The organism is Candidatus Hydrogenedentota bacterium, assembly GCA_019695095.1.
In the GTDB taxonomy this organism is placed as follows: domain Bacteria; phylum Hydrogenedentota; class Hydrogenedentia; order Hydrogenedentales; family SLHB01; genus JAIBAQ01.
Genome location: JAIBAQ010000071.1, coordinates 1 through 15,575, shown reverse-complemented (window position 1 = coordinate 15,575; position 15,575 = coordinate 1). Strand labels below are relative to the sequence as shown.

Below are 15,575 nucleotides of genomic sequence, written 5' to 3'. Positions count from 1 at the left end.
TGCAAAGAATCGTGCTTAAGCCAAATCCTTCGCTTCGCTCAGGATGACAATTCCCGAGCGATCTCGTCGCTTGTCCTCCTAAGCGGCGGACCGCGCCAGTGCGGGTTTCAACAGAAGAAACAACCCGAGTGGGCGACGCGACCAGTAGACATGCGAGGCCGAATTCGGAAACTGCCCAAGGGACGCGAACGCTGTGAGCACAGACGGGTCTGTCCCAATTCCGCCATCGCCGCGTCTTTTTCGCTATAATATGAATGGGGGAGTCAATATTGATTGCCTCCTACACGGTCCCTGACTGGACTGCAGGTCCAGATTCGCGTTCTCCGATGGAGGGAGCGATGCTGAGAGCGCAGATCGAGCGAATTCTTGAAGCCGAACGCGACGCCAAAGAGCGGATCGCCTCCGCGGAACGCGAAGCAAAGGCGCAAATCGAAACTGCCAGGGCTCAACGTGCCGCTCGTCTGGAACGCGCGCGAACCGAAGCGCTCGCCGAAGCAGATTCCATCCTTCAACAGGCCACCCTTGAGACCGAGTCAGAACGGCTCCAAATCCTCGCACAGGCTGAGGCAGATGCGCGCGCCTTTCTGACAAAGGCGGACCGGCTGGAAGGGACATTCGCCACACAATCCGCTCGGTCTATCGCGGGACTTGAACCATGATTGCCTTGGCGCGATATGCGGAAGCCAATACGGTTACGCGTGCCATGCTCTCGGACTTGTTGTCCACGAGCGACTACGACGCCCTGATTCGCACGTCAACCCTTGCAGAAGCATGGAACTATCTCCGCAAGACGGCCTATGCGCCGGTGCTTTTCGACCACCCCTCCGACGGCCCCGCACCACTGGAGCACGCTATTCGAACCGCGTGCGCGCTGCGTTTCAAACGTTCCATCGCCCGCCTGCACGGACGGGCGCGACCCGTGGCCCAATTGCTTCTTTCGCGGTGGGACCTGGACAACCTCGAATTCGCTCTTCGGCATTGGCATGGCAACGATCGGCAAGCCGGGCACATCAAAGCCCTGCCGAGTTTCGCCGACGCCATCTCATACGAGGGCATATTGAACGCGGGCAGCCTGGGAGAAGTCTTGGCCGCCGTTCAGGACACGCCGTACGCGGACCCCATCGCCTTGAGCGCCTCGGAATACAAGCAGAAACAGTCAATCTTCTTCGTAGAGATTGCACTCGAAAAGGACTACTATCGGCGGCTTCTCTTGGCCACCTCCAAGTTGTGGGGACCAGACGCACGTGACGGCCTTGCGGCACTCGGGGCAGAGATCGACGCTCTCAATCTGTCGTGGCTGGGCAGGCTTCTCCAATCAAAGCAAGTGGAGTCCGGAGAGCTTTCCTCTGTACTTATACCCGGTCCGTCTCCGCTTACGCGACGACTGACCCACAAGTCGGCATCTCCGAGCGATCTGCAGCAACTCCACACGGATTTCGCGGGAAGATTTCTTCCGGTTCAACGTGACACGGATACCGAAATTCAGCGTCTTGGCATGCTTGAAGACGCAGTGCGCGCGATGGCCGTCGAATACGCTCAACGCGCGTTAGGCAGATACCCGTTCCGAATCAGCACGGTCTTTGCCTGTTACGTGCTACTGCGAGCCGAAATGAAGAATTTGTGCACGGTTCTTGCGGGCAAAAGCGCGGGCTATTCCGAGCACGAATTCCACTCGAGATTGCTCATGGTGAGGAGAAGCTAGATGCTTGTCCCCGAGAAAATGGACCGAGTCACGGCCGCTGTCCTGCGGACGGATTTGGACCGTGTTCTCAATGAACTTGCCACGATTGGCGCGCTTCACCCCGCGCACGTTGAAGAATTTCACGCATGGGCGAAAGACCTTTCGACTACGGATGCCGACTTGTTACGGGTCGAGTATGAGAAGCGTCAGGCACGCATCGCGCAACTAGTCGAGACCATTCACCCCTCGGGATCCTCGCTTCAGCCTGCCCTTCAGCGATCCCAAGCCGTCATACCGCTCAATGTACTCGACAACGAGATATCCCGACTCGAAGGTGACGTTGCCCCGTTGGTGACTGCTCAATCACGCGCGGTGGAGAAAAGAAAGGGACTTGCTGCTCAAGCGCAGCAGATTGAAGACCTGTTGCCTGTGGGTGTTCCGTTTGCGGAACTCGCCCAGTCAACTTTCCTATTCACCGCCGTTGGATCGATCAGCTTGTCTCAACTCTCAAACCTCCGAGAGCTCCTTTCGAGAATCCCCGCCGTGGTCTACCCTTTCCAAAGTGGACAAGAATCGGCGAGAATCGCATGCGTCGTGCTCAAGAAGGACAAAGAGGTACTTCAGCACGCGCTGCGCGACTGCAATTTCCATGAAGCCGTTTCCTACCCCGACTTGGCATCCGTGACGGCAGCGGCGCAGGAAGAAATCGGCAAAGAGATGGCGAAGATCGACAGTGAGCTTGCGCAGATTGACCAGCAGTTCGCGCTGGCGCGCCAAGAGACACTACCCACTCTTCACGCACTTGCTCACGCCGTTGATGACGTGCTCACGACGCTCTCACTGAAGAGCTGCTGTCGCGTTTCCGATAAGACTTGCGTTCTTTCCGGTTGGACTCCGAAGACAAAGACTGCAGAACTCTTCTCCGCCCTGCAGGACAAAACCGGTGGCATAGCCATCGTGTATGCGGAAGACGCGGATGAGCTTAGTCAGTCACAGGAAGAGACACTCGATGTACCTGTACTTACAAAACTTCCCGGATTTCTGAAGCCTTTTGAACTCCTGACTGATGGGTACGGGGTGCCCGCCTATCGTAGCCTCAACCCCACCCTCTTTGTGGCCGTCACGTTTCTCCTGATGTTCGGAATGATGTTTGGCGACGTCGGCCACGGCCTTGTATTGGCCTGCGCGGGCGTATTCCTTTGGAGGCGCAAGACAGACCTGCGTCCCGTCGCTCAATTGCTGGTCTGCTGCGGGGCAACCGCATCGGTTTTTGGATTGCTTTACGGCAGCGTCTTTGGGTTCGAGACGCTCATTCCAACCTTGTGGGTCAAGCCACTCGAACACCCCACGACGTTGTTCTCGGTCGCCGTTACCTTCGGTGTCGCGGTGATCAGCCTTGGATTGCTGCTCAATATCGCCAACGCCATCCGCTGTCGTACGCTCTTGCGTGACCTCTTTGACGTATCCGGCCCCCTCACGCTTGTCTCCTACTGGTCCGCCGTGGGACTGTTCATCAAGTCATACATGTCCACACAGAAGGACTTTTCGTCCACACTTCTGCTCTGTTTAGTTGCGCTTCCCTTGATTGCCTTCTTCGCAAAAGGACCGGTGCTCGCAATCGCAGGAGTACAAGACAAGGCATTTCCCGAAGGTATCATCGGGTACATCATGGAATGCGCCGTGAAGATCCTCGAAGTTCTCATGGGGTACCTTGCCAACACCGTGTCATTCATCCGTGTGGCAGCCTTCGGACTGGCCCACGCCGGACTCTTTGTGGCGATCTTCAGCATCGCCGAGTCGTTGCCTGCTGGTCCGGCAGGCGCCGTTTCGTCGTGGCTCGTGCTCTTCTTCGGCAACCTCGTAGTCATCGTTCTCGAGGGACTCGTAGTCACCATTCAAGCGCTTCGCCTTGAATACTACGAGTTCTTTGGCAAGTTCTTCTCGCGCATGGGGACCAAGTACCAGCCGATTTCATTCTCGAAGACCGTCGGCAAGCCGGCGGGTTGAAAGGCGGAAAGCATGTCACAATTCCGATTCGGAAAGTCACGCACCCTCACCATCGCACTGACCTTGCTCGCAGTGTTGACGCCCGTTCTACTGACATCCATCGTCTTCGCGCAAACCGAAGCATCCACTGCGAAGACACTGGACCCAGCCGCAATCAAATGGGCATTCATGGCCGCCGCCCTCAGCGTTGGCACGGCCTGCCTCGGAGCCGCGATTGCCGTGGCCTACATCGGCGCTGCAGCCGTGGCGGCAGTCGCCGAGAAACCACAACTTGCGGGACGGACACTCATATTTGTGGGTCTGGCCGAAGGTATCGCCATCTACGGGTTGATCATTGCCATCATGATTCTCGGAAAGATCTAGCAAATGAACTTCCTCGCCATCGGAGACAGGGACATGGTCCTAGGCATGCGTCTCGCTGGTGTCTCTGGACACATCGCGACTGACCGCGAGACCGCGCTCGCCGGATTGCAGGAAGCCAAGTCTCGCAAAGACTGCGCGGTTGTTCTCATGTCGGAACGCGTGGCGGCGACGATACGCGACGAATTGAACGCGCATGTTTACGGCGCCGGTTATCCTCTCGTCCTGGAGATACCCGATGCGGCCGGACCGTCAAGCACGCGGGTCTCCATTGAAGAAATCGTTCGCAAGGCAATCGGAGTGAGCCTATGAACGGCAAACCTCCCATCGATGCCGACGCGCAGATGATTGGCGCCATTCTTGCCGACGCGGAAGCCCAGACGACAAAGATTGCCGAAGAAGCGCGCTCCACCGTAGACGCCGAACTCAAGAGCATCGAAGCGGAAGCCAAGGCGGTCCGCGAGGAAATTGTCGGCAGGGCCAAAGACAAGGCGCAGCGTCTTCGCGCAAGGGGCCAGGCACTTGCCGCTGTAGAGGCGCGCAGAATTGTCTTGCGCGCCCGCGAGTCTGCGATTCAGTCTATTCTCACGCAAGTGAAGGAGCAGTTGGCCGTGCTCCGCTTAGACGACGCCGCTTATCGAGCGTCACTTCTCTTTCTGGCGGAAGAAGCTGTTCGCGGCGTGTCGGAGCCGGTCGTTCAACTCGCCGTGGCAAAGAGAGACAGCCACCTACTCGATTCCGACTTTCAGTTCGCACTGAAGAACGGCGTGTCCAAGAGTCTGGGAATTGGCCCGGATATCCGATTCGCCTTCGATCTCGCGGATACGGCGGGCGGCTGCGTCGCGAGGTCAGGCGACGGTCGCATCGTCTTTGACAACACGTTCACCCGGCGCTTTGAGAGAGCGCTACGCTCTCTTCGCGCCGCGATACTCAAGGAAGCACCGAACTGCCATGAGTGAACGAATTATAGGCACCGTAAAGCGCGTGGTCGGCCCTGTTGTGGAAATCGCGTGCAGCGACGACGCGGAGATGCTGGAACTTGTCTACGTCGGTGAGCACCGTCTGATCGGCGAAGTCGTGCGTATCAAGCAGAAGTCCGCATGGGTGCAAGTCTACGAAGACACGACTGGTCTCCGCCCTCGCGCACCGGTCCACGGCACAGGCGAACCTCTTTCCGTTGAACTAGGACCGGGACTGGTTGGTGGAATCTACGATGGCGTTCAGCGCCCTCTCGATATCCTGCGAGTCCGAACCGGTGACTTTATCTCAAAAGGCGTGCACGCTCCCGCCATCGCCCGCGACAAGCCGTGGCGGTTTACTCCGCTGCTGAAGCCGCCCTGCACAGTGACGGGCGGAACCGTGCTAGGCACCGTGCAGGAGACGGATGCAATCCTGCACAAGATCATGGTGCCCCCTTCCACCTCAGGCGAGTTGACCTATCTCGCGTCCGACGGAGACTACAAGGCGGAAGACCGCATAGCATCGGTTCGCACCACCGATGGCAACGTCGACATACCGCTCTTTCAGCGCTGGCCGGTTCGCGCTGCGCGTCCCTATGCGGCACGCCTCCCACAAACTACCCCGCTCATCACCGGACAACGTGTCGTTGACACGCTGTTTCCCGTGGCCCGGGGCGGCGTCGTGGTCGTTCCCGGCGGATTCGGCACAGGCAAGACCATGGTCCAGCATGCCCTCGCGAAATGGTGCGACGCGGACCTCGTGGTCTACATCGGCTGCGGGGAACGTGGTAATGAAATGACCGAAGTTCTGACCGACTTCCCCAAGCTGATCGATCCCCGCACGGGGAAGTCACTCATGGATCGCACAATCCTGATTGCCAACACGTCCAACATGCCCGTGGCGGCTCGTGAAGCAAGCATCTACACCGGAATCACGATTGCCGAGTACTTTCGAGACATGGGCCTCAACGTGGCCGTCATGGCGGATTCAACGTCGCGGTGGGCCGAGGCATTGCGCGAGCTCTCGGGACGCATGGAGGAAATGCCCGCCGACGAGGGTTTCCCCGCGTACTTGCCAACGCGTCTTGCGGAATTCTACGAGCGCGCGGGCGTTGTGAAGACCCTGGCAGGCGATGAAGCGTCCATCACGACGATCGGCGCGGTCTCTCCGCCGGGCGGAGACTTCTCGGAACCCGTCACCCAACACACAAAGCGCTTCATACGCACGTTCTGGGCGCTCGACAAACAGCTCGCCAACGCGCGCCACTACCCCGCCATCAGTTGGCTTGACAGTTACAGCGAGTACGTGGACGACGTGTCGGAATGGTGGGACAAGAAGACCAACGGCGAGTGGCGAAGCCTGCGCGCGGGCATCTTGTCCGTGATGCAACGCGAAGCCCGTCTCGAACGTGTGGTGAAGTTGGTGGGAGCCGACGTGCTGCCCGACAGCCAACGCATCATTCTCGACGTCGCGACGATGTTCAAGAATGCATTTCTCCAACAAAACGCTTACGACAAGACGGACGCCTTCTGCGTTGCGGAGAAGCAGTATCGCATGCTCAAAATCATCATGGCCTACTATGAACTGGCCGGCAACGCCATCAAGCGCGGAGCGGCTCTGGCCGAACTGCGCGGCATGGATGTCATGCGCGACATCGCGCAAATGAAATACGAATGCGGCAATGAGGAAACCGGCAAGCTCGACGGAATCCTCGCCAAGCTCGAAAGGTCGGTGAATGAACGCACAGCCGCCCTCATCTGATCTCCAGGACAACAGCCTGCTCGACCGGCGCGAGTATGTTGGCGCGGACGAAGTGTCCGGCCCCATTCTCGCCGTAAGCGGCATACACAACGTCGGCTACAACGAGTTGGTGGAGATCGTCGACCCGCGTGGCAATATTCGCCTCGGCATGACCCTCGAAGTATCCGAGGGCGCGGCCGTAGCCCAAGTGTTTGAAGGCACGTCGGGGCTGCGCCTGAACGATACGCGCATTCGCTTTCGCGGCGAGCCGCTGGCCATACCTGTTTCGCCGGAGATACTCGGCCGGGCCTTCGACGGCTTGGGCCGCCCGACTGACGGCAGTCCCGAACCTTCTGGCGAATTCCGCGATGTGAATGGATTACCCGTAAATCCGACTGCGCGCGACTATCCCCGCAAGTTCATCCAGACCGGGATCTCTGCAATCGATGGAATGAACACCTTGGTCAGAGGGCAGAAGCTCCCCATCTTCTCGGGAAGCGGCCTGCCGCATCGGCAGATCGTCGCGCAGATCGCTCGGCAGGCAAGGATTGTCGGCGAAGAAGCGTCGTTTGCGGTGGTCTTTGCGGGGATGGGCATCAAGCACGATGAAGCCGTCTTCTACCTCCGGAGTTTTGAAGAGTCGGGCGCCATGGGCCGGGTCGTAGCGTATTTAAGCCTCGCCGACGCGCCTTCCGTCGAACGCCTGATCACCCCGCGCGCTGCGCTGACGGCAGCGGAGTACCTCGCCTTCGACCTCGGGATGCACGTGCTCGTCATCCTCACCGATATGACCAACTATTGCGAAGCGCTCCGCGAGATCTCCACGCAGCGCCAAGAGATACCCAGCCGCAAGGGATATCCCGGCTATCTGTATAGCGACTTGGCCAGCATCTACGAACGTGCAGGCATGATTATCGGGCGCGAAGGTTCCATCACACAGGTTCCGGTCGTCAGTATGCCCAACGACGACATTTCCCATCCCGTGCCCGATCTGTCGGGATATATCACCGAGGGACAGATTGTACTCGAACGTGATCTCGATCAACGCGGGATTTACCCGCCCATAGCCGGGTTGCCTTCACTTTCACGGCTAATGAAAGACGGAATTGGTGAGGGCATGACGCGCGAAGACCATGCGCATCTCGCCAGCCAACTCTTTGCCGCATACGCGCAAGTGAAGAACATTCGGGCGCTGGCATCAGTAATCGGCGAAGAAGAACTCACAAAACTCGACCGGACCTATCTCGAGTTCGGCGACGCATTCGAGCGCAAGTTCCTCAGCCAAGGCTCGGACGAAGACCGCTCGATCGCGCAAACGCTCGATACCGGCTGGGAGGTGCTTTCTACCCTGCCGCGCGAGGAACTGCATCGCATTACCGAAGACGAAATTCGCAAGTACTACGGAAAGTGAAATGCCACGCTACGAACTAGCGCCCACGCGCACAAACCTCCTGCGACTTAAGGGCGATCTCGCGTTCGCCTTGGAGGGCTACGAACTCCTTGAGCAAAAGCGCGAGATCTTGATGAGCGAACTCAAACGCGTGACCGATCGCGCCGTTGAAGCCCAGCGCACGGTGGACGCCGAACTCGAAAAGGCCTATCGCGCCTTGCGTGAAGCAAAGACTGCGGTAGGAAACATCGGCATCGAGTCGGCTGCATGCGCGATCAACATGACCACCGAACTCCATGTGCACGAGCGCCACGTTATGGGAGTTGCAATCCCCACCGTTGAGATGGCTATAACCGAGTCTCCTCCCCACTACGGCCCTACGCTCACATCCGCGTGGACCGACGAAGCCGCGAACCGGTTTCGAAGTGCGCTGGAAGCCCTTACGGTACTGGCGGAAACGCGCATTGCCGTCGTGCGCCTCGCTCGCGAGATTCAGAAGACCATTCGACGCGTGAACGCCCTCGAGAAAATCTTCATCCCCGACTACCGGGAAACGAAGAAGTACGTGGAAGACGCGCTGGAAGAGGCTGACCGGGGCGCGCTGTCTCTGCTCAAACTCGTCAAAGAAAAATTGGAGAACGTCCAATCGTGAGTATCTCTCTTCCGGTGTCAGTCCTGCACACGGAATATGACATCATCCAAATCGATGCAGACGCGCTCGAAATCTCCCAGCACCCCCGATAGCACGGCACGCCAGGGGGCGTCGGGAAGGCCATCTAGCGCGTCCCCATCCAATAGAAGATCAGAGAGATCCGCAATCACCTTCTCATACAGACCGCTGCCGTAATGTGCGCCAATACGACGAACGGACTCGAGAACCCCATTCTGAATGTAGCGTGCTTCCACGCTATCGAGTTGTCCGATATGCACCGCATGATTCGTGTTAAGGACAGCGTCCATGGCCATCCAAAGAAAATCGATGTACAACAGTCCACGCCGCCCGACCTGTCGATCGGTCAACATCATGTGTACGGATTCCAGTAACGTACCTGCCATCTGCTTGACGATAGAACCGCACGTGTCAAACGTCCCCTCTTGCACGCGATTCCAATAAAGCCAATTCCACTTCGTCTTGAGGACGCTGCGCAGGGTATCGCGCCGGTGATGATACGCAACAGGCCACGGCGTGTGGATGAGCGAGAACCCGTGAGATCTCAGTCGATTGCACAACTGCACATCTTCGTTGTTGGTGCGAAACTGCTCGCCATAACCACCTACCCCCAATATGGATTCGCGCCGGAGCACCGTGTTCGATCCGTACAAGAACAATGGCGGACATTTGCGTACGGGACCTGGATCCTGACTCAACCATTCTTTGCGCCACAGGTCCGCCGGGGTGTCTGTGAACGCCTCGATGAGCCGCCCTCCCACTCCCGCCAACTCTGGACACGGATTCTCGTACTCCATCATGGCGTACTTGGTGTAGTTCACGTCGGGCACGGCATCGCTGTCGACCGAACCGACGTACGAACCGGACGCGTGCTTCAGCGCCGTATTGCGGGCGGCAGCAAGCCCGCGATTCTGCTCATGGCGAACAATACGTACCGGATACTCCATCGCAATCTCTATCGAACGATCCGGCGTTCCATCATCCACAACAATAATCTCGGCAAGCGGGTAGTTCTGTGAAATCAGGCCCTCGATCGCCTGCCGGATATAACGCTCAACGTTGTAGACAGGAACGTAGAAGGACACCTGCTGAAACAATGGGAGTGGGTCCAGATACAGCGGAACGGGCCACGCGCGCTGCCCAAGAATGCAGTCCCTGAGCATAGCCATATCGTTCTGCGCAGGATTGAGCTTTAGGCTCGACTCAATCAATTGCAGCGCGACTTCCTGCTCCCCCTTAACCGCGAGAAACTTTGCGGCAAGATTCAAGAGCAGACAATCTCGCTGAAATAGGCGTAGGTAGCGGGAGGCAACAGCAATCGCCGACTGTGCGTTACCGTTATTAAGGAGAATCTTGGCAACCGTGTAGTGGAGCCATGGATCCCGCTCGTCGTCTAGGCGGTCCACCAGCACCTCTGCGTCTCCGCCACTGCGAATCGCGCGAATAGTATCCAGAAAGAGGAGGTCGCCGTCACTGCACCCTTCCACTTCCGGGGTAAGGGCGTCTATAGCCTCGAAGTCCCGTTTCACAAGAAGGAAGAAGAGTAGATCCCGAAAACTTCCCTCATCTTGCAGACGGTTTCGCAGCCTCGATTCCTGGCAATCCTGGATCTTGGAGCACTCGGCCAACACGAACACCTTTATCGAAGTGAATTTGCCCCTGGTTTTACGCGAAATCGACGTGCCACACGCGTGTTTAAAGTCGTATGGCTTCGTATGTATCATGGAGTGGCAGTTCTACGAAACGCAACACTCTGTAATGAAGTAAAGAAAGACTGGCAGTTATGAAGTACTGGAGGCGCTCTTGCGTGTCCTGATACTTGGCCAGCCTTTCTTTCGCAATCCGCGCGTCATGTCCCGGTATTCCGGGCCACACGAAATCCGCACCATCTGCGCCTGCCCCACAGCCGACTATTGTTTTGACCCGCTCCGTGAGAGTTGGTCGGATATTCTGAGTCGTTTTGGCGCGAACTGGACACCTGATATCGCTCTGTTTTGGTTTCCGGAGAACGACCCTCCCCCCCTTGGGATTGAGGATTCCCCTATCCCCACCGTCGCCATGGCGGGCGATTGGAATATGTTCTATCCATGTCTTTCGGTCAATCTGGGCCGATACGACCACGTCTTGTGTGACAAGGAGGGTGTTAAAGTCCTGGGCAATAACGGCATATTGCCCCATCATCTTTTTCCCCTCTACTCGCATGACCCGGAGCTCCACATGCGCTATGGAGCAGAAAAGGACATCGACATACTCTACGTCGGCAGTCTCAATTTTGCCCATTACCGCGAACGAGCAAAGTACCTTGAACGCATCGCAAGAATGTCTGACCGGTATCGCGTCGTACTCACGACTGGATTCTACGACGAAGCCTACGGACGACTGCTCGACCGCGCCAAGATTGTGTTCAACCTCTCAATTCGCGGCGAGGTCAATCTCCGCGTGTTTGAATCGATGGCCTGCGGAGCGCTCGCGTTTCTCGAAGACAGGAATGACGAGGTCCGCGACTGGTTTGAAGATGGCCGGGATCTCGTTCTGTACAACAACGACAACCTCGAAGATCGACTTGCCTACTATCTCGATCACCCCGCCGAGAGGAACGCCATCGTAGAACGCGCCCTATCGCGCGCACCGTCGTTCGCGCCGGAGAATCGCATCAACGCTATCATCGATTGGGCAAATTCCCAACCCAGCAGTGGGCGGCCCTTCCGCAATCTGCCACCCGAGGAAAGAACCTACCAGACCACCTTGCAGTACCTATCCACGTTGCGCAAGGAATACAAACCGCTCTGTGAAAAAATTATGGGGGAACCCGCCAAAGCAACACCCCAAGATCCTCAGGCATGGACTCTGGTGGCGAAGTGCGTCCTTTTTCCTCCCCCCTCCTTCCTGGAAGAAAGACGCGTCAATTTGGCGCTCAGCGTAACCCGGCGGGCGTTTGAACTTGCGCCGCATTCTGCCGCGTATGCGCTAAACGCCGCGACTACTGCCGAATGGTTGTCCAGAGATCCCGAACCCTTTCTCCGCGCTACGCTGAAAACGGATTCGCTGGACGGTGAAGAAAACCTACTCGGCTGGTTTGTCTTTGAAATCTGGATGCGTTGGCTACACGCGATTCCCCTCCGCCAGGCCAAACTATCCATGCTGCACGCGGAGGCTCACTCCCGTCTCGGCCACATTGAACTGGCGCGCGGCAACAAAGATCTCGCTGTCGACCATTTCGTCCATACACTGGAACTGGACCCTGACAACACCTCCGTGTCGCGACAATTGGCAGAGATCTATTGGGAATTGGGCCGCAAAGAGGATGCGCTCCGAGTAATACGAGTTTGTCGCTGCCACTTCCCCCTTGAACTGGAGTTACGCGATCGATTGGTGGAATGGTATCAAGCATGCGACATGGACGAGAAGGCTGAAGAAGAACTGCGAGACGCGAGACTCATCGCTCAGACTCTTATGTGTTCAACGGCAGATTCGCTTGTGCGATAAACGCGCGCGCTCTCATTCATTACATGCGCTCGAATTACAAATCGCGACCTCGATATGATGCACATGCTGAGTCCTTGGACGCGCAGCAAGAAGAACGCCAAACAGGGGGCAACGATACATGAAGATTCTCGTTACCGGCGGAGCGGGGTTCATTGGCTCGCACGTGGTCGACCACTTGCTCAATGCGGGTCATAGTGTCGACGTCGTGGACAATCTGATCACCGGCGCCAGAGAGAACCTAAATCCCAAGGCGATTTTCCACCACATGGACATCACCACGCCCGATATCGTTACGCTCTTCGAACGGGTGAAGCCGGAAGCGGTCTATCACCTCGCCGCGCAAATGAATGTTTCGGCAAGTGTGGAGAACCCCCTCTTCGATGCAACGACCAACATCCTGGGTACCATCCGGCTACTTGAAGCCTCAATCCGAAACGGCGTTAGGCGGTTCGTCTTCTCTTCCAGCGGAGGCACCATCTACGGCGCACCTGCGATATTGCCCGCAACCGAAGAGACTCCTGCCGCGCCCGTGAGCCCCTACGCCGCGAGTAAGCTTGCCGCGGAGGAATACATTAAGATGTACTCGCGCGCGTACGGAATGACCTACGTAATCCTCCGCTATTCCAACGTGTTCGGGCCGCGACAGATACCCCACGGAGAATGCGGTGTGTGCGCCGTGCTCGCTGACCTGATGCTGAAAGGCAAGATCCCGACGCTCTACGGCTTCGGCAAACCAGTCCGCGATTACGTATACGTTGACGACGTTGCGCGTGCAAACGTGTTGGCCCTGGAAAAGGGAGCCCACCTTACCATCAACATCTCCAGCGGCGTTGGCACAACGGTCAATGAACTCTTCGAAGTCCTGCGAGAAGTCATTGGTTTCACGGAGGAACCACTCCGCAAAGAACTTCGACCCGGCGAAGTCGAAAGCAACATCTGCGCAAACGCCTTCGCCAGGACAGTTTTCGGCTGGGAACCGCGCATCGGACTGCTCGAAGGCCTACGCAACACAATTCACGCGGCGCGCACATAACACCCTGACTCCAGGTGCGCGCAAGCCCGGGCGGTCTCAATTCACGAGGAACTGCCCAGCGATGCCGTAACATTGTGCGATAGAATGGAATCCCAGCGACCGTTCATACTAGACTTCGCATAGGAGATCCAAGACCGGACATTGATATCGGGGGAAGCACATGTCGGATTCGGGTCAATTGGGGGCGCTGGACTTGGGCGTATTGGTCCTATACCTCGTGGGCATCGTGGTGCTTGGCATTTGGGCGGGACTACGCCGCCGCGGCGACAGTGAAGACACCGGCTTCTTCCTTGCCGGGCGCACACTAACCTGGCCCATCATCGGCATGGCCTTGTTCGCCACCAATATCTCGACCGTTCATCTGGTGAGCCTCGCTCAAGAAGGCTATACCAATGGTCTCGCGTACGGTAACTTCGAGTGGATGGCCGCCTTCACGCTGATCATCCTCGCCATGTTCTTCGCGCCTTTCTATGTGCGCACGCGCGTCTCGACCTTGCCCGAGTTTCTCGAGCGTCGCTACAGCCGGAGCAGCCGCGATTGGCTCACCTTCATGTCCATCGTTTCCGCAATCTTCATCCACATCGGATTCTCGTTCTACGCCGGCGCCGTTGTGCTTGAGGGCCTCTTCGGCATCGGTAAAATGACGAGCATCCTCATCGTTGCCCTGGTGACGGGTAGCTACACCATAATAGGCGGCCTGACAGCCGTCGTAATAACCGAATCGGTACAAACCGTCATCCTGATACTAGGAGCCGTCACATTGACTGCGGCGGCCTACCTACGCGCCGGCGGATGGGCAGGCATTACGGATACCGTCGACCCGCATCTCCTCACTATGATACGGCCATCCGGCGATCCTTCGGGACTGCCTTGGTATTCCGTGCTGCTTGGATACCCCGTAATTGGGATTTGGTATTGGTGCACCGATCAAACGATCGTGCAGCGTGTCCTGGGCGCAAAGAACGAAACACACGCGCGGCTCGGTCCCTTGTTCGCTGGATTCATCAAAATTCTGCCCGTATTCATCTTCGTGTTGCCCGGTCTTATTTGTGCCGCGCTGATAAAGCAAGGGGCGTTACCCAATACCCTTGAGAAGTCGGAACAAGTCTACGCCTTCATGGTCAGCCACTTGTTGCCTGCCGGACTGCGCGGATTGGTCGCCGCCGCGTTGCTCGCCGCACTGATGAGCACCGTCGCAAGCGCGCTGAACTCTGCCGCCACTCTGTTCTCGCACGACATCTTTCGCCGCTTCTCACCAGATGCCAGCGACCGAACACTGGTAACCGTCGGTCGTGTGGCTACACTGGTCGGTCTTGCCATTGCTGTGGCCTGGTCGCCATTCCTTGGACGTTACCCATCCGTCTTTCAGGGCATCAACTCCGCGATTTGCTACATTGCCCCGCCCATCACCGCCGTCTTCGTGTTTGGTATTTTCTGGCATGGCGCATCGTCGAAAGGGGCAATTACTACACTCGTGACCGGCTCAATCCTCGGCTTTGCCGTGTTTCTCCTCGATTGGTTTAAAGACTCCACGGGTTGGAACGTACCCTTCATGATGGCGGGCTTCTATCTCTTCGTGGCGTGCAGTTGCGTACATCTTGCCGTCTCGCTCATGTACCCCGACACCGCATCCGGCGATCGTGCCGCGATGGTATGGTCAAGCCCCTTGGCACCGTTCCGACGCGAGGCTGGACAAGGTTTCGGCAGCTACAATATTGCAGCCATCGCGCTGTGCCTTATCATGGTCACGTTATACATCGTGTTTCGCTGAGACAACGGCAGACAACCGATCCAGAAGCAGGAGTCGAGACTATGCGCAGAATACTCGCCGGAGCCTTGAGCATCGCACTTCTCGCCGCGGCAGTTTTCCTATACCAAACCGCAAACGCGGCGCCAAAGGTCCAACGCTACGGCAGCGTGATCGGCCTCAAGGCCGATAAAATCGACGACTACAAGAAACTGCACGCGGCGGCGTGGCCCGAAGTATTGAAGATGATCAAGGAGTGCAACATCAGGAACTACTCCATCTACCTGCACCGCCTCGACGACGATCAGTATTACCTTTTCAGCTACTTCGAGTACGTTGGCGCCGATTTCAAGGCCGATATGGCCAAGATGGCTGCCGACCCCATGACGCAAAAATGGTGGAAAGAAACCGACCCCTGCCAATTCCCCATCAAGCACCGCAAAGAAAGCGAACGCTGGGCTGCCATGGAAGAAGTGTTCCACTGCGAATAGCAGCGCCCGG

General features: G+C 57.5%; 14 protein-coding genes. 13 read left to right on the top strand and 1 reads right to left on the bottom strand.

The window, feature by feature from the left end; translation table 11 throughout:
* Nucleotides 1-338: 338 nt before the first annotated feature.
* Genes K1Y02_13220 through K1Y02_13180 form a run of 9 tightly spaced genes read left to right on the top strand, consistent with a single transcriptional unit; the run spans nucleotide 339 to nucleotide 8,790 of the window.
* Nucleotides 339-659, top strand: a complete 321-nt coding sequence (locus tag K1Y02_13220) for a hypothetical protein (GenBank protein ID MBX7257318.1) — start codon at nucleotides 339-341, stop codon at nucleotides 657-659.
* Nucleotides 656-1,702: a V-type ATPase subunit gene (locus K1Y02_13215; GenBank protein ID MBX7257317.1), complete on the top strand. Its 1,047-nt coding sequence runs from the start codon at nucleotides 656-658 to the stop codon at nucleotides 1,700-1,702. The genes K1Y02_13220 and K1Y02_13215 overlap by 4 nt, the downstream gene beginning before the upstream one ends.
* The gene (locus K1Y02_13210; GenBank protein MBX7257316.1) at nucleotides 1,703-3,688 is read left to right on the top strand and encodes a hypothetical protein; all 1,986 of its coding nucleotides are present in this window, start codon (nucleotides 1,703-1,705) and stop codon (nucleotides 3,686-3,688) included.
* 12 nt (nucleotides 3,689-3,700) lie between these two features.
* Nucleotides 3,701-4,051, top strand: coding sequence for an ATP synthase subunit C (locus tag K1Y02_13205; protein ID MBX7257315.1), 351 nt, complete (start codon nucleotides 3,701-3,703; stop codon nucleotides 4,049-4,051).
* Between the two features lie 33 nt (nucleotides 4,052-4,084).
* Nucleotides 4,085-4,360 (top strand): V-type ATP synthase subunit F, encoded by a 276-nt coding sequence (locus tag K1Y02_13200; protein ID MBX7257314.1) that lies wholly within the window; start codon nucleotides 4,085-4,087, stop codon nucleotides 4,358-4,360.
* On the top strand, nucleotides 4,357-5,007 hold the full coding sequence (locus tag K1Y02_13195) for a V-type proton ATPase subunit E (protein ID MBX7257313.1): 651 nt from the start codon (nucleotides 4,357-4,359) through the stop codon (nucleotides 5,005-5,007). Before K1Y02_13200 ends, K1Y02_13195 begins: the two co-directional genes overlap by 4 nt.
* On the top strand, nucleotides 5,000-6,769 hold the full coding sequence (locus K1Y02_13190; GenBank protein ID MBX7257312.1) for a V-type ATP synthase subunit A: 1,770 nt from the start codon (nucleotides 5,000-5,002) through the stop codon (nucleotides 6,767-6,769). The genes K1Y02_13195 and K1Y02_13190 overlap by 8 nt, the downstream gene beginning before the upstream one ends.
* On the top strand, nucleotides 6,744-8,159 hold the full coding sequence (locus tag K1Y02_13185) for a V-type ATP synthase subunit B (protein ID MBX7257311.1): 1,416 nt from the start codon (nucleotides 6,744-6,746) through the stop codon (nucleotides 8,157-8,159). Before K1Y02_13190 ends, K1Y02_13185 begins: the two co-directional genes overlap by 26 nt.
* Before the next feature lies 1 nt (nucleotide 8,160).
* Nucleotides 8,161-8,790 (top strand): V-type ATP synthase subunit D, encoded by a 630-nt coding sequence (locus tag K1Y02_13180; GenBank protein MBX7257310.1) that lies wholly within the window; start codon nucleotides 8,161-8,163, stop codon nucleotides 8,788-8,790.
* Nucleotides 8,791-8,807: 17 nt separating this feature from the next.
* Here the strand turns inward: K1Y02_13180 and K1Y02_13175 are convergent, their stop codons facing one another.
* Entirely contained in the window at nucleotides 8,808-10,532 is a 1,725-nt protein-coding gene (locus K1Y02_13175; protein ID MBX7257309.1) for a glycosyltransferase, read from the bottom strand.
* Nucleotides 10,533-10,611: 79 nt separating this feature from the next.
* Here K1Y02_13175 and K1Y02_13170 point away from each other — a divergent pair, with 79 nt between their 5' ends.
* From K1Y02_13170 to K1Y02_13155, 4 genes are all read left to right on the top strand, one after another.
* Nucleotides 10,612-12,294 carry a glycosyltransferase gene (locus K1Y02_13170; protein MBX7257308.1) on the top strand — a complete coding sequence of 561 codons (1,683 nt, stop codon included), beginning with the start codon at nucleotides 10,612-10,614 and terminating at the stop codon, nucleotides 12,292-12,294.
* Nucleotides 12,295-12,412: 118 nt separating this feature from the next.
* Nucleotides 12,413-13,327 carry an NAD-dependent epimerase/dehydratase family protein gene (locus tag K1Y02_13165; protein MBX7257307.1) on the top strand — a complete coding sequence of 305 codons (915 nt, stop codon included), beginning with the start codon at nucleotides 12,413-12,415 and terminating at the stop codon, nucleotides 13,325-13,327.
* A gap of 160 nt (nucleotides 13,328-13,487) precedes the next feature.
* Nucleotides 13,488-15,098 carry a sodium:solute symporter gene (locus tag K1Y02_13160; GenBank protein MBX7257306.1) on the top strand — a complete coding sequence of 537 codons (1,611 nt, stop codon included), beginning with the start codon at nucleotides 13,488-13,490 and terminating at the stop codon, nucleotides 15,096-15,098.
* A gap of 41 nt (nucleotides 15,099-15,139) precedes the next feature.
* Complete coding sequence (locus tag K1Y02_13155; protein MBX7257305.1) at nucleotides 15,140-15,565, top strand: L-rhamnose mutarotase; 426 nt, start codon at nucleotides 15,140-15,142, stop codon at nucleotides 15,563-15,565.
* Nucleotides 15,566-15,575 lie beyond the last annotated feature (10 nt).